This window comes from Pseudomonas frederiksbergensis (assembly GCF_001952935.1).
Taxonomy (GTDB): Bacteria; Pseudomonadota; Gammaproteobacteria; order Pseudomonadales; family Pseudomonadaceae; genus Aquipseudomonas; species Aquipseudomonas frederiksbergensis.
Genome location: NZ_CP018319.1, coordinates 1557099 through 1574177 on the forward strand (window position 1 = coordinate 1557099; position 17079 = coordinate 1574177).

General features: G+C 59.1%; 15 protein-coding genes, 1 other RNA gene and 2 pseudogenes. 16 read left to right on the forward strand and 2 right to left on the reverse strand.

What is annotated here, in order from left to right; all coding sequences use genetic code 11:
* The first annotated feature begins 59 nt into the window (after positions 1-59).
* The 14 genes and pseudogenes from PFAS1_RS07445 to rimJ all read left to right on the forward strand — a co-directional run bounded on the left by PFAS1_RS07445 (position 60) and on the right by rimJ (position 13288).
* Complete coding sequence (locus PFAS1_RS07445) at positions 60-884, forward strand: (Fe-S)-binding protein (RefSeq protein WP_076028707.1); 825 nt, start codon at positions 60-62, stop codon at positions 882-884.
* A complete protein-coding gene (locus PFAS1_RS07450) occupies positions 881-2335 on the forward strand; it encodes a LutB/LldF family L-lactate oxidation iron-sulfur protein (protein ID WP_076028708.1) in 1455 nt (484 codons plus the stop codon). The genes PFAS1_RS07445 and PFAS1_RS07450 overlap by 4 nt, the downstream gene beginning before the upstream one ends.
* Entirely contained in the window at positions 2335-3006 is a 672-nt protein-coding gene (locus tag PFAS1_RS07455) for a LutC/YkgG family protein (RefSeq protein WP_076028709.1), read from the forward strand. The genes PFAS1_RS07450 and PFAS1_RS07455 overlap by 1 nt, the downstream gene beginning before the upstream one ends.
* Positions 3003-5822, forward strand: coding sequence for an FAD-binding and (Fe-S)-binding domain-containing protein (locus PFAS1_RS07460; RefSeq protein WP_076028710.1), 2820 nt, complete (start codon positions 3003-3005; stop codon positions 5820-5822). The genes PFAS1_RS07455 and PFAS1_RS07460 overlap by 4 nt, the downstream gene beginning before the upstream one ends.
* A 119-nt stretch (positions 5823-5941) precedes the next feature.
* The gene (locus PFAS1_RS07465; protein ID WP_076028711.1) at positions 5942-6214 is read left to right on the forward strand and encodes a hypothetical protein; all 273 of its coding nucleotides are present in this window, start codon (positions 5942-5944) and stop codon (positions 6212-6214) included.
* A gap of 325 nt (positions 6215-6539) precedes the next feature.
* Positions 6540-6791, forward strand: coding sequence for a hypothetical protein (locus PFAS1_RS07470; RefSeq protein WP_008149057.1), 252 nt, complete (start codon positions 6540-6542; stop codon positions 6789-6791).
* Positions 6792-6905: 114 nt separating this feature from the next.
* Positions 6906-7299: a transfer-messenger RNA gene (gene ssrA / locus PFAS1_RS07475) on the forward strand.
* Positions 7300-7486: 187 nt separating this feature from the next.
* Complete coding sequence (locus PFAS1_RS07480) at positions 7487-7948, forward strand: isochorismatase family protein (protein ID WP_076028712.1); 462 nt, start codon at positions 7487-7489, stop codon at positions 7946-7948.
* A gap of 80 nt (positions 7949-8028) precedes the next feature.
* Positions 8029-8952: a hypothetical protein gene (locus PFAS1_RS07485; RefSeq protein WP_076028713.1), complete on the forward strand. Its 924-nt coding sequence runs from the start codon at positions 8029-8031 to the stop codon at positions 8950-8952.
* Positions 8953-9031: 79 nt separating this feature from the next.
* A pseudogene (locus tag PFAS1_RS29170) lies at positions 9032-9349 on the forward strand (DUF2252 family protein); the annotation flags it as partial.
* A 355-nt stretch (positions 9350-9704) separates the two neighbouring features.
* On the forward strand, positions 9705-10139 hold the full coding sequence (locus tag PFAS1_RS07500; protein ID WP_232252214.1) for a hypothetical protein: 435 nt from the start codon (positions 9705-9707) through the stop codon (positions 10137-10139).
* Positions 10136-11596 carry an ATPase domain-containing protein gene (locus PFAS1_RS07505; protein WP_076028716.1) on the forward strand — a complete coding sequence of 487 codons (1461 nt, stop codon included), beginning with the start codon at positions 10136-10138 and terminating at the stop codon, positions 11594-11596. Before PFAS1_RS07500 ends, PFAS1_RS07505 begins: the two co-directional genes overlap by 4 nt.
* Positions 11597-11605: 9 nt before the next feature.
* Positions 11606-12628, forward strand: a complete 1023-nt coding sequence (locus PFAS1_RS07510; RefSeq protein WP_076028717.1) for a sensor histidine kinase — start codon at positions 11606-11608, stop codon at positions 12626-12628.
* Positions 12629-12685: 57 nt separating this feature from the next.
* Positions 12686-13288, forward strand: coding sequence for a ribosomal protein S5-alanine N-acetyltransferase (gene rimJ / locus PFAS1_RS07515; RefSeq protein ID WP_076028718.1), 603 nt, complete (start codon positions 12686-12688; stop codon positions 13286-13288).
* Here rimJ and PFAS1_RS07520 read toward each other — a convergent pair.
* Both PFAS1_RS07520 and pmrG read right to left on the reverse strand, forming a co-directional pair.
* Positions 13201-14046: a phosphatase PAP2 family protein gene (locus PFAS1_RS07520; protein WP_076028719.1), complete on the reverse strand. Its 846-nt coding sequence runs from the start codon at positions 14044-14046 to the stop codon at positions 13201-13203. The genes rimJ and PFAS1_RS07520 overlap by 88 nt on opposite strands.
* Positions 14043-14714: a lipopolysaccharide core heptose(II)-phosphate phosphatase PmrG gene (pmrG, locus tag PFAS1_RS07525; protein WP_076028720.1), complete on the reverse strand. Its 672-nt coding sequence runs from the start codon at positions 14712-14714 to the stop codon at positions 14043-14045. The genes PFAS1_RS07520 and pmrG overlap by 4 nt, the downstream gene beginning before the upstream one ends.
* Positions 14715-15109: 395 nt before the next feature.
* On the opposite strand from pmrG, the pseudogene PFAS1_RS30340 reads away from it, so the two are divergent.
* Positions 15110-15988, forward strand: a pseudogene (locus PFAS1_RS30340) (methyl-accepting chemotaxis protein); the annotation flags it as partial.
* Positions 15989-16189: 201 nt separating this feature from the next.
* Positions 16190-16894 (forward strand): methyl-accepting chemotaxis protein, encoded by a 705-nt coding sequence (locus tag PFAS1_RS30345; protein ID WP_418329256.1) that lies wholly within the window; start codon positions 16190-16192, stop codon positions 16892-16894.
* The last annotated feature ends 185 nt before the right edge of the window (positions 16895-17079 follow it).

A 17079-nucleotide genomic window follows, 5' to 3' on the forward strand; every position in this document is an offset into this window, starting at 1 on the left:
TCTCTATATTTCAGCAGCCTCGACAGACGGATAACCGGGACCACCCGGAGACACGCCTGATGAGCGAGCTTTTTTACAACGCTGTGCCGAACGCGACCCGCGTCGCCCCGCCACTGCCCGAGCCCCGGCAATACCCCAGCGAGAAACCGTCACGGGTCTACCTGTTCGGAACCTGTGTGGTGGATTTGTTCTACCCCGAAGCCGGGATGGACGCGATTCACTTGCTGGAACGCGAAGGCATTCGTGTCGAGTATCCGCAGGGGCAAAGCTGCTGTGGACAACCGGCCTACACCTCGGGTTACACCGAGCAGGCGCGGACCGTGGCACGCTCGCAACTGGCGCTGTTTGCCGGGGACTACCCGGTGGTGGTGCCTTCGGGATCGTGTGCCGGGATGTTGCGCGAACACTACGCCGATTTGTTCAAGGACGAGCCGGACACGCTGAAACAGGTTCAGGCGCTGGCGGCCCGGACTTATGAACTGGCCGAGTTTCTGTTGTTCGTCTGCAAGGTGCAGCTCAAGGACAGTGGCGAGCCCGTCAAAGTAGCGTTGCACACGTCGTGCTCGGCACGCCGTGAGATGAACACCCACTTGCATGGCCGCGAGTTGTTGGCGCAGCTGCGTAACGTGGAGCGAGTCGACCACAGCCATGAAAGTGAATGCTGTGGCTTCGGTGGGACTTTCAGCGTCCGTATGCCAGACATTTCCGGTGCGATGGTGGCTGACAAGACCCGCTCGTTGAAGGAATCCGGCGCGCACAAGGTACTCAGTGCCGACTGCGGTTGTCTGATGAACATCAACGGCTCGCTGGAGAAACAGCAGGAAGCATTGCGCGGCCAACACCTGGCCAGCTTCCTTTGGCAGCGAACCGGAGGTGTTCTATGAACGCTTCCGCGATTATTCCTACGGTTGCCGTGGAAGAAGATTTTCGCATCCGGGCTCACAAGGCGTTGGATGACAAGCAACTGCGAAACAACTTTCGCACGGCGATGGATTCGCTGATGACAAAACGGGCAGCGTCCTTCAGCGATGCCCACGAAAGAGAACATTTGCGAGCGCTGGGCAATGCTGTCCGCGCCCGCGCGTTATCCAAGTTGCCCGACCTGCTCGAGCAACTTGAACAGAACCTGACCCGCAACGGTGTGACAGTGCACTGGGCGGAAACGGTGGACGAGGCCAATGGCATCGTCCTCTCGATCATCCGCGCTCACGAGGGGCGGCAAGTGATCAAGGGCAAATCGATGGTCAGCGAAGAGATGGAAATGAATCACTTCCTCGCTGAACAGGGCATTGAATGCCTGGAATCGGACATGGGCGAGTACATCGTCCAGCTCGACCACGAGAAGCCTTCACACATTATTATGCCGGCGATCCACAAGAACGCCGGTCAGGTCGCGTCCTTGTTCCACGACAAACTTGGCGTGGAATACACCAAGGACGTTGACCAACTCATTCAGATCGGTCGCAAGGTCTTGCGGCAGAAATTCTTCGAAGCGGACATCGGCGTCTCCGGCGTCAACTTCGCCGTGGCCGAAACCGGCACCTTGCTGCTGGTGGAAAACGAAGGCAACGGGCGCATGACCACCACCGTGCCGCCGGTGCACATCGCCGTGACCGGCATCGAAAAAGTCGTGGAAAACCTGCGCGATGTGGTGCCACTGCTGTCACTGCTGACCCGCTCAGCCCTTGGTCAGCCGATCACCACCTACGTCAACATGATCTCCGGCCCACGCAAGGAACATGAGCTCGACGGCCCTCAGGAAGTGCACCTGGTATTGCTCGACAACGGTCGCAGCCAGGCCTTCGCCGACAGCGAACTGCGCCAGACCCTGAACTGCATCCGCTGCGGCGCCTGTATGAATCATTGCCCGGTCTACACCCGAATCGGCGGCCACGCCTATGGGGAGGTTTACCCTGGGCCTATCGGAAAAATCATCACTCCGCACATGGTCGGCCTGGCGAAAGTCCCGGACCACCCAAGCGCCTCGTCCCTGTGTGGCGCCTGCGGTGAAGTCTGTCCGGTAAAAATTCCGATTCCGGCACTGCTGCGTCGCCTGCGGGAAGAGAACGTCAAAGCCCCGGACAGCCCTCATCAAGTGATGCGCGGCCAGGGCAGCAAGTACTCGCGTAAAGAACGGTTTATCTGGAATGCCTGGGCGAAGCTCAACAGTTCTCCCACGCTTTATCGACTGTTCGGCTTCTTCGCCACTCGCTTGCGAGCACTGGCACCCAGCAACGTCGGCCCCTGGACGCAAAACCACAGCGCACCGAAACCCGCTGCCCGCTCACTGCATGACATGGCCCGCGAACATCTGGCCAAACAGGGAGATCGCTGATGAGCGCCAAGCAAAATATCCTCGCCAAGTTGCGGAACAGTCTGACAGGCACCACACCGGTGCCTGACGAGTTCGACGTCGAACTGGTGACAGCGCCTTACACCTACACGGCCGAGCAACGCATCCCACAGCTGCGCAAACAGATGGAAGCGGTGCACACCGAAATCCATCTGACGTCCGGCGAAGGCTGGCCTTCGTTGCTTGCTCAGTTGTTGCGGGACCGTCAGCTACCCAGTTTGTTGATTGCACCGACTACGCCTCACGGGCAACGCGTCACTCAGCACTGGGCGGAAAAACCTGATCTGCCAACGCTCAAATCCTACGACCGTCCGGTTGAAGAATGGAAAGCCGAGCTGTTCAACGACACGCCAGCCAGCCTGACCGGCACCCTCGGCGCAATCGCCGCCACAGGTAGTCTGATTCTCTGGCCGACGCGGGAAGAACCGCGCCTGATGAGCCTGGTGCCGCCCGTGCATTTCGCCCTGCTCAAGGCCAGTGAAATCCGCGACAACTTCTATCAAGTGCAGCAGGAATTCGAGTGGGCCCAAGGCATGCCGACCAACGCGCTGCTGGTATCCGGCCCGTCGAAAACCGCCGATATCGAGCAGGTCCTGGCCTACGGCGCTCACGGTCCGAAAGACCTCGTGGTCATGATCCTGGAGGACCAATGAATCTACCCGCGGCTTTCCTGCGAGATGCGCAGCAACTGATTCCCCAGGAGCGACGTTTCGACGACCCGCTGTCGACCCTGGCCTTCGGCACCGACGCCAGTTTCTACCGGCTGATTCCGAAACTGGTGATTCGTGTCGAGTCTGAAGATGAAGTCGTCACGCTGCTGAAACTGGCACAACGGGATCTGGTCCCGGTGACCTTCCGCGCCGCCGGCACCAGCTTGTCCGGCCAAGCCATCAGCGACTCGGTGTTGATCGTGCTGGGGGATAACTGGAACGGTCGCGAGATCCGTGGGCAAGGTACGCAAATCCGTCTGCAACCGGGCGTGATCGGCGCGCAGGCCAACGCGTGGCTGGCGCCGTTCGGGCGCAAGATCGGCCCGGACCCGGCGTCGATCAATGCCTGCAAAATCGGTGGCATCGTCGCCAATAATGCCAGTGGCATGTGTTGCGGCACGGCGCAAAACACCTATCACACGTTGGCTGGCATTCGTCTGGTGCTGGCCGACGGCAGCCGTCTCGACACCGAAGATACGGTGAGTGTTGCGGCGTTTCGGGAGAGCCACGCTTCGCTGCTTGAACGCCTGGCAACATTGGGCCGCGAGACCCGCGCCAATGCCGAACTGGCGGCGAGAATTCGCCACAAATACCGTCTGAAAAATACCACCGGGCTGTCACTCAATGCGTTGGTGGATTTCGACGAGCCTGTGGATATCTTGAGCCACTTGCTGGTGGGCTCCGAAGGCACCCTCGGTTTCATCAGCGCGGTGACTTACGACACGGTGATCGACCACCCGAACAAGGCCTCGGCACTGATCGTGTTCCCGGATGTGGAAACCTGCTGCAACGCTGTGACAGTGTTGAAAAGCCAGCCGGTGTCGGCCGTGGAACTGCTGGACCGGCGCAGTCTGCGTTCAGTGCAAGACAAACCCGGCATGCCCGCTTTCGTACAACAGCTGTCGAACAATGCCTGCGCGCTGCTGATCGAATCCCGCGCCGCATCGTCCACATTGCTGCAGGAACAACTGGCGCACATCATGGCGTCGTTGTCCTCGTTCCCGGTGGAAAAACAGGTCGACTTCACCGAAGACCCGGTGGAAAACGCTCGGCTCTGGGCGATCCGCAAGGACACTTTCCCTGCCGTCGGCGCCGTGCGCAAAACCGGCACCACGGTGATCATCGAAGACGTGACCTTCCCGGTTGAACAACTGGCCATCGGCGTAAACCGCCTGATCGAGCTGTTCGACAAACATCACTACGATGAAGCGATCCTTTTCGGACACGCGCTGGAAGGCAATCTGCACTTCGTCTTCACCCAAGGCTTCAACAACCCGGAAGAAGTCGCACGCTATCAGGCGTTCATGGACGACGTGGCACAGTTGGTAGCGGTGGAGTTCGGCGGCTCGCTGAAAGCGGAACACGGCACCGGACGCAACATGGCGCCCTTTGTCGAACTGGAATGGGGCAGCGATGCCTACCAGTTGATGTGGCAGCTTAAACGCCTGCTCGATCCCAACGGCATTCTCAACCCGGACGTGGTGCTCAGCGAGGATCCGCAGATCCACCTCAAGCACCTGAAGCCGTTGCCGGCCGCCGATGAGATTGTGGACAAGTGCATCGAGTGCGGTTTCTGTGAACCGGTCTGCCCGTCGAAAGGCCTGACCCTGAGCCCGCGCCAGCGCATCGTGATCTGGCGTGACATTCAGGCAAAGAAACGCGCTGGCGTGGACACCGCCGAACTCGAAACCGCGTACGAATACCAAGGCATCGACACCTGTGCCGCCACGGGCCTCTGCGCGCAACGTTGCCCTGTAGGAATCAACACCGGCGAGCTGGTGAAAAAACTCCGCAGCCGGAAGGCAACTCATACGAAAACTGCCAATTGGCTGGAAGGCAATTTCGCCACTGCGCTGCAAGGTGCACGTTTCACCCTGCACGTGGCCAACGGTGCGCGAATGCTGTTGGGGGCGCCACGACTGGCAAAACTGTCTGCGACGTTGACGCGCCTATCCAAAGGCCAGGTCCCACAGTGGACTAACGCCATGCCGCAACCGGAAAAAGCCATTCGCTTCAGCCCGACAGTGTCGGACGAACGCCCTCGGGTGGTGTACCTCGCGGCCTGCGTATCGCGGGCAATGGGCCCGGCGGCGGGTGATAAAGAGCAAATGTCGCTGTACGACAAAACCCGAGGGCTGCTGGAAAAGGCCGGTTATCAAGTAGTCTTCCCGGACAATCTGGACAATCTCTGTTGCGGGCAACCGTTCGCTTCCAAGGGCTACGCCGAACAGGCCGAACACAAACGCCAGGAACTGATCGGCGCCTTGCTGCACGCCAGTCGCGGCGGGCTCGACCCGATCTACTGCGACACCAGTCCGTGTACGTTACGGCTGACTCAGGACCTGGGCGATGTGCGCCTGGACCTGTACGACCCGGTGCGTTTCATTCGTACGCATTTGATGGATCGTCTGGATTTCACGCCGCAGGAAGCGTCGATTGCCGTGCACGTCACTTGCAGCACGCAGCACCTTGGTGAAAGCCAGGCTTTGATTGATCTGGCGCGTAAATGCAGCAAAAACGTGGTTATTCCCGAAGGCATTCACTGCTGCGGTTTTGCGGGGGATAAGGGTTTTACTACGCCGGAACTGAACGCACATTCGCTGCGCACGCTCAAGGATGCGGTTCAGCAGTGCAGCGAGGGGATTTCGACCAGCCGCACGTGTGAGATTGGTCTGACGCAACACGGTGGAATTGATTACCACGGGCTAGTCTATTTGGTGGATCGGGTAACGCAGGCGAGGGTCATGCAAGAAAAATAGAACCCTGATGCGCTGCCATAGTCCACAGAATAAGCCCGGACGTTACCGGGCTTTACCCATACTCGGCAGCCCGTCCTGACGGCCAGCGATGCCTGGACCCTCAGTTCAAGGAGTTACATATGAAACGTTCTGTACTGTTAGGTCTGTTCGTTACTGCCTCACTGATGGCGTCCACCTCGTTTGCCGCTGAAGACCTCTGTGCGGTCAACTTGAAAACCATCGAAAATGCCAAGGCACAGACTCCTCCGGAGATGGCTGATCAGGTCATGGAAAGCGTCACGAAAGCCAAGGCAGATCAGGCAAAAGGTACCAAGGAAGGGACTGATGACTGCATCGCCGAGACCGAACAAACTATCCAGCAAATCAAGAACGCGAACAAAGGCGGGAAGTAACCCAGCACAATGCCAACCTTCGGGTTGGCATTGTCGGTGTATACCGCGCAAGCTTGTTGCTCACCAGGATTGAAATAGCAACAGGCTTGCGGCTGTACAGCTAAGCCATAACGCGATCCGTAGCAGCTGGCGAAGCCTGCGTTGTTGGTGAAATTGCTCATTGTTCCTGGCAAACAGTTTTTCACAGCCTTTCTCCAAAAACCGAATTCCTGCGCAGAGTCGTGGTCTTTTAAGTAGGCCCCACCAATCGTGGCTTGCTTTTCGACCTCGGCCGAGCCGCCCACACATACGGCAGCACCGAGACCATCCGTACAAGGAGATATCCATGAAACGTACCGCACTCGCTGGTTTGGTCATGTCTGCTGCAATGTTGGCCTCTCCCGTATTTGCAGCGGACAACGACCTTTGTACGAGCAAACTGCAGGAGCTCGAAGCCAAAGTGAATGCGCTACCAGCGACCTCCACCAACGCACCGGAGATCAAAAGGCTGCTGGCCAGCGCCAAAACTTCAAAAGCCGCCGGGGACGACAAGAAATGCGCCACCGAGGCCATCCAGGCATTAGCGCTGACAAACTGAGCAACGAACCCAACCCATGATCACTCGCGGCCACCTTCGGGTTGGCCTTCTGACGTGTGTTGGCGTACACTGCGCAGGCTTGTTGCTCACTTTGATTCACAGAGCAACAGACTCGGGGCCGTTTAGGATTCGACGCCGGTTGCGAAACTTTAGGTGCATGCCGAGTTGGTAACAGAACTCGTAAATCCACTGTTGCAACTTTCTATAGTTGCCAATGACGAAACCTACGGGGAATACGCTCTCGCTGCGTAAGCAGCCTTAGCCCTTCCCTCCTGGTACCTTCGGGTCCAGCAATCATCAGGGGATGTCTGTAAACCCAAAGTGATTGTCATATAGAACAGAATCGCCGTGCAGTACGTTGTGGACGAAGCGGCTAAAACTTACACAACTCGCCCAAAGCACCCTGCCCGTCGGGTCGCTGAGGGTTAACTTAATAGACACGGCTACGCATGTAGTACCGACAGCGGAGTACTGGCGGACGGGGGTTCAAATCCCCCCGGCTCCACCAAATACGAAGCAAGACAAAGCCCGCCAAGTGCGGGCTTTGTTGCATCTGGGGTTTGGTCATTCCTGCAGGCCGCATCACCATCCCCGGCAAAAGCGGGCCTGCCTGTAAAAAGGCTCGCAAGACCACTCCCAAAACAACCTCGCGACCAATGCCACCATCGTCGTCGCGACCTCCCACGGAGACGCCCATGCGCCAAGCCCTCCTTATCATCGACGTCCAGCCCAGCTTCGCCCCACCTCAATGGCTCATCGAAGGTATCCAGACACTCATCAGTACCCTGCCCAGCGTCGCCACGGTCGAGCGCCACGACGAATCCAAAACCCCGTTCCAAAAACAACTCGGCTGGCATCCCGCTCCGGACGATGACAGCCTGATTCAGGCCGACCGCATCTTTATCAAGCACGGCTACGTGCCTTCGCAGGAAACCATCGAGTATTTGAAAAGCCTGAAGGTGGATCGTGTACTCGTCTGCGGTCTTCAGACCGAGACTTGCTGCCTGGCGGCGGGGTTTGCGTTGTTTGATGCGGGGTTGCAACCGACGTTGATTACGGATCTGACGGTGGGGTCATCGCTGGATCGGACAGGAAGATTGGGCGTTAAACTTTGGGAGCATCATTTCAAGCACACGCTCAAATCGAGTGAGCTGTAATCAATGAATTAGTCGGCGATTCAACACAACGGAACCTATGCTGCGGGTTTACCTGCAACCACTCACTCAGGAAGATCAACATGAACGTATGGATCGCAGCCGTTCTGGCCGCCATGGTTTCGGTACCTGTACACGCTGCCACCGAGATCGCTCCTCGTGTCGAGCAGGTCGCCTTCAAAAAGGGCTCCGACACTGTAAAGTTCGCCCATTCCATCAAAGGCCCGCTCACCGCGCAGTACCGTCTGAACGCGAAGGCCGGCCAGATGATGACTGTGGACTTCAAGTCTTCCAACGCCTCTGCCTACTTCAACATCACCGCGAAAGGTGCGGACTATGCGCTCTTTAACGGATCGATCATGGGCAATCACTTTCTGGGCCCCTTGCCCGCCGATGGCGAATACACGGTTCAGGTATACCTGATGCGCAACGCCGCTCGGCGCAATGAAGTGGCCAACTACAACCTTTCATTAGGCCTGAGCGCCGGTGATGTGACGGACGGCAATCAGCCGTTCGACCAGACACTTGAATTGCAGGGCATTGGCTTTCATCTGAAGAGTGTGTCGGTCGATGGAAATCGCGCTCTACACATTGCGCCCCAAGGCCTGGAAATTGATAACTCAGAGATTGTGCGTCCCCTCACCGGCACCATCGCCCGAGCAGAAGTCGCCGATCTTGATCGCAATGGCTCCCCGGAGATTTACGTATTCATCAGATCTCCGGGGCGCGGGATGCCCGGCGAGCTCATTGCTTATGCTGCCAACCGCAAGAAGTCGCTTAGCGAGATTTATCTGCCACCTGTCAGCGAGAACCCGAAAACAGCGGCGGGCTACCAGGGCGAGGATGAGTTTGCCGTGGTGGAAAATACATTGGTGCAGCGGTTCCCGGTTTATGACAGCACGGATGCCGATGCGGGCAGGACGGGGAAAATCCGACAGGTTCAGTACACGTTGATGCCTGGAGAGGCTGGGTGGGTTTTGAGGGCTTTGGGGACGACTGAGTATTGAAGGATGCTCGCTGGCAAAGTGGTTCCCGTTTGTCCCGGCGGTCAAAGCCCGAACACTTCGGATGAAGACGTGGAGCCCTTTTGCAACGCCGGAGCGCAATCTGCTGTTCAGCGTCAGCGATTTCGACGAAGCCCATCCCGGCCCTTGGGAGGATGCCGACGGCTGGCTGCGCCTGTTGCACTGGCGTGCGCTTTAGGACGCGTTCATGCGCGAGGATCCCGGCACGCTGCAAGCCGACCGTCGCGAACTGTTGGCGCGTTTTCACATTCAGGACATGGCGTTCAAAGTGGCCGGTGCGGGCAGTGTCGGGACTCGATGCCAGGTAGCCCTGCTGACCGATGATCAGGAGTTCCCGCTGTTCCTGCAGTTCAAGGAGGCCCGTCGTTCGGTGCTTGCCGGCTCGGAAGCGAACTTTGCGGCGGATCATTTGCTGTAGGCGTGTCTCACGGGTGTGAAGCGGCGAGCACTCATCGACATGAATTTTTCTTCACCCCACGACCTTTCACCAACGGGTACATTGCGCTCGCTCATTCAAGAAACTACGGTTTGCCCGCCCTCCCGCGGGCTTTTTTTTGCCTGCTGTTTTGTTTCCTGCGGAAGCTTCAAACGATACAAATACGTGCCCTGGACGTCATGGCGTTCAGAATGCCGAGGTTGCCGGGCCATTCTGATCAGCGGGCCCTGACGCAAAGCACTCCCGACGCCGCCATTAGGTGTACCATCGAACACTGTCCATCAGATATCAGTTAGCCATGTCCACGCTAAGCGATGAGAGCCGCCAGATCGTAGCTTCTCTGGCGCACCGCGTTGGCCCCAACGCTGACATTGCAACAGTCGCGCAAGCGATCGCATCAATATTGCAGGATATGGACGCAGCCCTCACGCCCATCATCGGCCAGCAAGGGGTTGCCGCGCTTTATCGCCGCAGCCTCCATTTGTGCGCTTCCAACCATCCGCGTCTGGCCCGCACCTATGACAACGTGCAGTCCGGCATGGATCTGACTGCCCTCAAGTCCGTAATCGTTGAGCAAAGCAACGCCGATGCGCTGTTTTTCGGTGACGTGTTGCTGACCACGTTTTACGAGCTGCTGACCACGCTGATCGGGCCCTCGCTCACCGCACGTTTGCTTCGTGGCGTGTGGGAACCTTCTTTGAGCGACACCCCTTCGCAGGAAAATTCGCCATGAGCACCAAAGTGACTATCAACCGCCTGGCCACCGGCGTGCCAGGACTGGACGAGGTGCTGGGCGGTGGATTGCCGGAGTTTTCGTTCAACCTGATCGCCGGCCCGCCTGGCTGTGGCAAAACCACCCTGGCGCATCAGATGATGTTCGCCCTGGCGACGCCTGAGCGCCCGGCGCTGTTTTTTACGGTGCTCGGCGAGCCGCCGCTGAAGATGCTGCGTTACCAGCAGCAATTCGACTTTTTCGACAGCGAAGCGATCAACCACTCGATCCGCTACATCAACTTGTCCGACGACACCCAAACCGGGAATCTGGACGAAGTGTTGCGGCGCATCGTCAGCGAGGTGGAGGTTCACTCCCCGTCGCTGGTGTTCGTCGACTCGTTCCGTTCGGTGGTGCTGGCCAGCCAGACCCAGGACAACCCGAACAACAACCTGCCGCAGTTCGTTCAGCAACTGGGCATGTTGATGACCACCTGGCAGGCGACGACCTTCCTGATTGGCGAATACTTCACCGAAACCGACACCAACCCGATTTTCACCGTGGCCGACGGCCTGATCTGGCTGCGCCAGAGCGTTCAGCGCAACTCCATGGTGCGCAAGATGGAAATCATGAAGATGCGCGGCCAGCCGACGCTGCCCGGGCTGCACACCTTCCGTATCGCGACGTCGGGGATCAAGGTCTTTGCGCCTGCGGCCCTCAACCCGGTTGAAGCACCGCTGGAGTTCCCCATCAAGCGCCTGAAAATGGGCGTGCCACAGCTCGACGAGATGCTGGGTGGCGGCCTGCCCCGTGGTTATTCCTTGCTGGTGGCCGGGCCGTCGGGCTCAGGCAAGAGTATTCTGGCAGCGACCTTCCTGGCCGAGGGCGCGCGCAACGGCGAAACCGGTGTGATCGCGGTGTTTGAACAACGGCCTAATCACTCCCAGAACGCCACCCTTGCGGGCCTGATCCAGAGCGGACAGGTCGGTCTGGTGGACAGCCGCGCCCCGGACCTGTCCATCGACGAGATCGTGCAATTGCTGCTCAGCGAGATCAGCCGACTCAAAGCCACCCGCGTGGTGATCGATTCGTTATCGGGCTTCGAACTGGCGCTGGCACCGACCTTCCGCGAAGATTTTCGCGAGTCGCTGTCGCGCATGGTCACTGCGTTGACGAGCGCCGGGGTCAGCGTGTTGATGACCTCAGAACTGGAAGACCGCTACACCGACCTGCGCTTCAGCCCTTACGGCACAGCATTTCTTACCGACGCAATCATCGTTCAGCGCTACATTGAAGTGCAGAGCCGTTTGCTGCGCATCATGGCCGTGGTCAAGGTACGGGCCAGCGCCCATTCCGATGAGTTGCGCCAGTACCACATTGACGATAATGGCCTGCACATTGGCGAGATGCTGCCAGACCAGGAAGGTTTACTAGGTGGCCGGCCCACCCGGCAGCGCTTGGGCAAAGACGACGGATGAGCAAAAATCATGAGTGAGGCCAATGGCAAGGACAAGGAAGCAATGGCCACCGCCGCTCGCGAACTGTTCCTGCTCGGCCAGAAAACTGTTGAGGCACGGGCCGTGCTGGCGGCGCTGCAAAAAGAGCTGAACGACGCCAATACCCGACTGGTCGATAGCCAGCAGGTCGAGCAACTGATCGAAGCCAATCAGCAATTGGTGCTGGCGATTTTGCTGGCGCAGTCCGATGCAGAAAAACCCCAGCGCACGCAGGAAGAACAACGACTGTTCCTGGAGATGCGTGAAGCCAACGCCCAATTGGTGATCGCGGCCCTGAGCGCGCAAGACCTGCAAGCCTCGGCCGAACACACCCTGGAACAACAACGCAACATCCTCACCCTGGTGGCCCACGAACTGCGCAATCCGCTGACGCCCATCAGCATGATTGCCGGGCGCCTGGTGCGCGTGCCCAGTGAGGAACTGCCGCGCATGCAGGCGCTGATCGAAGGCCAGGTGCAGCACATGTCGCGGCTGGTGGATGATTTGCTCGATGTCTCCCGCGCCAGCACCGGCAAGCTGCGTCTCGATCGCCGCATCGTGGACATGGTGCAGATCATCCATCAGGCCATCGCAGTGTGCAGCCCGGTGATGACTGCTCACCATTTGCACTTCAGCGCTGAACTGCCCGAGTGCGTGTTGGCGATGAATGGCGACCCGGTGCGCCTCACGCAGATTCTCGGCAATCTGCTGGGCAACGCGGCCAAATACACGCCATCGGGCGGCAATGTCACGCTTTCGGTGACCGCTGAAGCCGACGTGCTGCAAATGAGCATTTGCGATGACGGCATCGGCATTTCCGCCAAGGCGCTACCGTTTATCTTCGAGCCGTTTGTGCAAGACGTTCACGCCATCGGCTTTAATGGTGCAGGCCTTGGCATTGGCTTGACGGTGGTTCGCGAGCTGGTCGAAGCCCATGGCGGCACGGTCATCGGGATGAGCGACGGTGATGGCAAGGGCAGCACCTTTATCGTGACGTTACCGCTGGCGGTTTGAGTTTTCCCGCTGGCCACGCAATGCTTGCGCGATGATCCCCGTGAACCGGAGCGCCCTATGCCGCTGCTTTCCCTGCCCTGTAAACGCTTGACGCTGGCAGTGCTCGACCCTGAACAGGCGACGCTGGAAAGCGACTTCTACCGGCGCAACCTGAGGCATCTCGCCCGGTGGTCGCCGATTCGCCCCGTCGATTACCACAGCCCTGAACGCATCCGCCCGCGCCTTGAAGTGCAAGCCAGCGCTTTCCAGGCGGGTCTGGCGGTGCATTTCGCGTTGCTGGATCAGGACAGCGGCCAGATGATCGGCGCCTGCAACTTCAGCGGCATCACTCGCGGGGCATTTCAAGCCTGCTATCTCGGTTACCACATCGACGAATCTCATCAGGGCCAGGGCTTGATGCAGGAAGCACTCGAAGCGGGAATCGGCTACATGTTCGATGAGCAGAAACTGCACCGGATCATGGCCAATTACATCCCTGGCAATGAACGCAGTGCACGGCTGCTGGAGCGTCTGGGATTTGAACGTGAGGGCTATGCCAAGGCGTACCTGAGTATCGCCGGGCGCTGGCAGGATCATGTGTTGACGGCGTTGATCAATGATCGCTTTGAAACGCCGGAAGAGCGCTGGTCCAGCGGTTGCTCCAACCGCGCTCGCCCATAGAACGCCAACGCTGTCAGCAAACACGCCAGCCATACGAAGATCCCCGCCCAGAAGGTGTGGGACATGTAGTGCCAGCCTTGCAGAACCCGCGTCGTGCCATAGACGAAACCGAGCAGCAGCGAGCCGTACATCACCGCTTTGGAATAGCGCCAGCGGTAACGACGCGCCACGAAGTACAACGCCAGCAGGGTGAAGCCGCCCGAAGCATGTCCGCCCGGCCAGCAGCGCCCGTCACCCGCGACTTTCAGCAAATCGAAATTCTCATACCACTCTTTGTGCTCGATTTTCCCGCCGTACTGGGTCGTTTCGATCGGGCAGTACACGCTGGTGTGGCCCTTGAGATAGTGGATCACCCCGGTGCTGATGGAGAACGCGAACACCACATAGAGGAAGTCCCGACGGTGCTTGCTGGCAAACCGAAGCACTGGCGCGGCTTTGATCTTTTCCAGGAACGCGATGATTTTCGAATGCTTTTCGGCCTTCAGACGCGGCCAGAGAAACGATAGCAAGGCGCCGACGATCGCTAGCTCTCCTGTCCAGTTCGGGATGATCCGCGCCCATTTATGGGTGATCTTTTCGAACAGGTGGACGTGATCCAGCGGAAACGTCTGCGTGACCGGGTCGTAAAAGAGATCATTGAACGCGATGTCGATTTTGGTCAGGTCGAATAGCAGGAAAATCACAACCGCACAGGCCAGCGGAATGCCGAAGTTCACCCAATAAAAGTGGTAACGGGAAGACCCAGAAAGTGAATTCATTTAACGGTCACCGAGCGCCAGTCCGAAGCTTCGATGAAACCGAGCATGCGAGGTGCCTGGGGCGTTTCGGCGGAGATAAACAAAGACGCGCCGTAGCCCAGCGTAGAGGCCGGCAACTTGAGATCTTTCTCCAGTTGCGACATGCATTCGCTGTGGGTCACCAGAATCAGGTTTCGCCCGGCCACCTTGTGCGCCAGCGCGTCACGCAGCATGGTGCCCCTGCAATTGATCAACCAGTCTTCCCCGACCCCGACCTTGTTGAACATGTAGCCAGCGGTCTGCGCTGTACGGATGACCGGGCTGTTGTAGATGTCAGCCCTGTTCAGTCCCAGTCGTTCGAACTGCGCACCGACACCCACCGCGACGCCGCGAGAGCGATCGGTGATGCCATCGTTACCGCTCAGGCAGGCGGCACTGGAGTGATCGCAGCGTTCGACGTGACGCACCAGCACGATCACGTCGCCCTTGGCCCAATTGGCCGCCAACGCCCGTGCGCCGGCCACGTTGCCGTGGGCCAGATCCGGCACAGCGGCCGGCTGCAACAGCCACATAGTGAGCGGAATCACCAACAGCGCCGAGGCGAGTACGACAGCCGCATTGCGATAGCGGGCAAAACGGCTCAGATCAATCGAGCGTTTTATCCCGAACAGACTCAGTCTCAATTCCACATCAAACCGCCTCGCCGGCACGCATCACTGTCATTCGATGCCGCGAGGTTAGAGAGGCTGGCGTCGGCAGCCGGTGAAACTCATGTGAAAAAAAGCTTAAGACCGCACGAAGGTCTTGTTACATATCCGCCTTACAAAAACCATTCAGCTCTCGCAATTGCTGCCGATACAGTCCTGCTACACACCTTGCTGGCGACCAAAAACAACAATCTTCCAGCCAACCGACGATCTAGAAGCACAACGTTCCTGGAGGATTTTTGATGAATAGCTGGCTCGGCAATATCAGCGTGAACATGAAGCTGGGCTTGGGGTTCGGCCTGGTCCTGGCCCTGACCTGCATCCTCGCCCTGACCGGCTGGACAAGCCTGGGCGGATTGATTGACCGCAGCAACTGGATGAGCGACATCACCCAGCTCAATGCCGGCCTGACCAAGCTGCGCGTGGTTCGCCTGCAATACATGCTGACCAATGGCGACGAAACCGCCGCGCAGAACGTCCAGACCACGCTCGAGGCCTTCTCCACTCAGCAACAGGCGCTGCTGGTGAAGTTCAAGAGCCCGGAAAACCTCAAGCTGCTCAAAGAGCAAGGCGCCGTCATCGACGCCTACAAGACGTCCCTGAACAAAATGCGCAGCGCGTACCGCACCGGGAACAGCGCACGCGACACCATGGGCGCCAATGCCGAGACCGCGAATACGCTAATCAACGCCATCAATACCGCCGTGCAGCAAATGCCGCTGAGCGACCAACGCTTCGAACAATTCCAGGCCATCACGGCAGCCAAGGAAGCCTTCTTGCTGGCCCGCTACGAAGTGCGCGGCTACACCGCGACCACCAACACCGAGACCGAGCAAAAAGCCGTCGGCCAACTGGACGTGGCCATCGCCAGCCTGAAACCTCTCAACGTGCATTTCGCCGACACTCAGCAAGACGCCCTGCGTCAGCTGGAAACCGCACTGAGCAACTACCGCAGCGCCTTGCAGGCTTACAAAGCGGCGAACAGCGATGCGGTGCAGGCGCGCAAGGAAATGACCGAACAGGGTGCCGCCATTGTGAGCCTGAGCGACCAGCTGTATCAGATCCAGCTCGACCGCCGTGACGCCGAAAGCGCCCAGGCTCGCACCCTGCAACTGATCAGCACCTTGCTGGCGTTGCTGGTGGGCATCATTGCTGCCGTGATCATCACCCGTCAGATTACCGGCCCGCTGCGCGACACCCTGGCCGTGGTTGAACGCATCGCCAGCGGCGACCTGTCCCAGGACGTCAAAGTGACGCGCCGCGACGAACTCGGCGTGCTGCAACAGGGCATCGCTCGCATGGGCGTAACCCTGCGCGACTTGATCAGCGGCATCCGCGACGGCGTCACCCAGATCGCCAGCGCTGCCGAAGAACTGTCCGCCGTAACCGAGCAAACCAGCGCCGGGGTCAATAGCCAGAAGATCGAAACCGATCAAGTGGCGACCGCCATGCACGAGATGACGGCCACCGTGCAGGAAGTCGCGCGCAATGCCGAAGAAGCCTCCCAGGCGGCCGCCGCTGCTGACGGCGAAGCTCGTGAAGGCGACAAGGTGGTCAACGAAGCCATCGCCCAGATTGAACGCTTGGCCACCGAAGTAGCGCGCTCCACCGAAGCCATGAGTGTGCTGCAACAGGAAAGCGACAAGATCGGCAGCGTCATGGACGTGATCAAGGCCGTGGCCGAACAGACCAACCTGCTGGCGCTCAACGCCGCCATCGAAGCGGCCCGTGCCGGTGAAGCTGGTCGAGGCTTTGCCGTGGTGGCCGACGAAGTCCGTGGCCTGGCTCAGCGCACGCAGAAGTCCACCGAAGAAATCGAAGGCCTGGTGGCCGGTCTGCAGAACGGCACGCAACAAGTGTCCGCCGTGATGAACAACAGCCGCGCCCTGACCGACAGCAGCGTCGCGCTGACCCGCAAGGCTGGCGTGTCACTGGAAAACATCACCCGCACCGTGTCCAACATCCAGTCGATGAACCAGCAGATCGCTGCCGCCGCCGAGCAGCAAAGCGCCGTCGCCGAAGAGATCAGCCGCAGCATCATCAACGTGCGCGACGTGTCTGAACAGACCGCCGCCGCCAGCGACGAAACGGCGGCGTCCAGTGTTGAACTGGCGCGGTTGGGCAGTCAGTTGCAGCAGATGGTCAGCCACTTCCGGGTTTGAGCCTCGGCCCCACAACTCATGTTTGCCAAGACTCCCACGCAAGGTGGGAGCCATTGGCAACGAGTCTGCCATCGGCAGATGCCTGAACAACCTACATCCCTCCCATAAGAACCCGCACGAAAAATCGCCTTTTCATACGGATCAATCTCAGCCCTCCTATCTCCCCGTGCGGCCTGCTTCTGTAG

Bases quoted from the DNA above. Each gene is read 5' to 3' on its own strand.
- PFAS1_RS07445 (WP_076028707.1), top strand. From the start codon at position 60: ATGAGCGAGCTTTTTTACAACGCTGTGCCGAACGCGACCCGCGTCGCC.
- PFAS1_RS07510 (WP_076028717.1), top strand. From the start codon at position 11,606: ATGAGTGAGGCCAATGGCAAGGACAAGGAAGCAATGGCCACCGCCGCT.
- PFAS1_RS07455 (WP_076028709.1), top strand. From the start codon at position 2,335: ATGAGCGCCAAGCAAAATATCCTCGCCAAGTTGCGGAACAGTCTGACA.
- rimJ (WP_076028718.1), top strand. From the start codon at position 12,686: ATGCCGCTGCTTTCCCTGCCCTGTAAACGCTTGACGCTGGCAGTGCTC.
- PFAS1_RS30345 (WP_418329256.1), top strand. From the start codon at position 16,190: ATGACGGCCACCGTGCAGGAAGTCGCGCGCAATGCCGAAGAAGCCTCC.
- PFAS1_RS07470 (WP_008149057.1), top strand. From the start codon at position 6,540: ATGAAACGTACCGCACTCGCTGGTTTGGTCATGTCTGCTGCAATGTTG.
- PFAS1_RS07485 (WP_076028713.1), top strand. From the start codon at position 8,029: ATGAACGTATGGATCGCAGCCGTTCTGGCCGCCATGGTTTCGGTACCT.
- PFAS1_RS07465 (WP_076028711.1), top strand. From the start codon at position 5,942: ATGAAACGTTCTGTACTGTTAGGTCTGTTCGTTACTGCCTCACTGATG.
- PFAS1_RS07520 (WP_076028719.1), bottom strand. From the start codon at position 14,046: ATGAATTCACTTTCTGGGTCTTCCCGTTACCACTTTTATTGGGTGAAC.
- PFAS1_RS07505 (WP_076028716.1), top strand. From the start codon at position 10,136: ATGAGCACCAAAGTGACTATCAACCGCCTGGCCACCGGCGTGCCAGGA.
- PFAS1_RS07460 (WP_076028710.1), top strand. From the start codon at position 3,003: ATGAATCTACCCGCGGCTTTCCTGCGAGATGCGCAGCAACTGATTCCC.
- PFAS1_RS07450 (WP_076028708.1), top strand. From the start codon at position 881: ATGAACGCTTCCGCGATTATTCCTACGGTTGCCGTGGAAGAAGATTTT.
- PFAS1_RS07480 (WP_076028712.1), top strand. From the start codon at position 7,487: ATGCGCCAAGCCCTCCTTATCATCGACGTCCAGCCCAGCTTCGCCCCA.
- PFAS1_RS07500 (WP_232252214.1), top strand. From the start codon at position 9,705: ATGTCCACGCTAAGCGATGAGAGCCGCCAGATCGTAGCTTCTCTGGCG.